Raw genomic sequence first — 543 nt, 5'->3', positions numbered from 1 at the left:
GTTTCCGAGACCATTGCTGACTACCTAGAACTCGAAGGTATGACGATAGATTGCGCGTATCACGGAGAGGCTGCGCTGGCTTTGTTGGAAGATAATCATTACGACGTGATCATTATGGACATCATGATGCCAAAACTCGATGGCATCAGTACCGTACAAAAGCTGCGTCAGGAACAGTTTTGCGGGACGCCCATTCTTTTTCTAACCGCAAAAGACACATTAGATGACAAAATAGCGGCATTTAAAGCGGGTGGGGATGACTACTTAATGAAGCCGTTTGCGATGCAAGAGCTCAGTTTACGTATTCATGCTTTAGCTAGTCGTGGCCCACGCCAAGACATTGGTACGCTGACGTTCGCTGATATCTGTTTAGATGCGCGCACTGGTAAAGTCACGCGCGATGGTAAAGAGATCAAGCTAAGTCGCATCCAAACCAAAATCTTAAAGCTGCTGTTGAAGTACGCGCCTGCGTCAGTATCACGAACGGAAGTGATCGAAAGTGGTTGGGGTGACGAACCACCTGGTAGTGATGCATTACGCAGT

General features: G+C 47.7%; 1 protein-coding gene. It reads left to right on the top strand.

Annotation, left to right across the window (positions count from 1 at the left end):
• The coding region (locus R7044_RS27530) for a response regulator transcription factor (RefSeq protein ID WP_225456268.1) at positions 1-543 on the top strand (543 nt) is incomplete at both ends.

The organism is Vibrio sp. 1402 (assembly GCF_033340275.1).
Note: the sequence above shows the minus strand (reverse complement) of the source record. Positions and strands in the feature narration are given on the sequence as shown.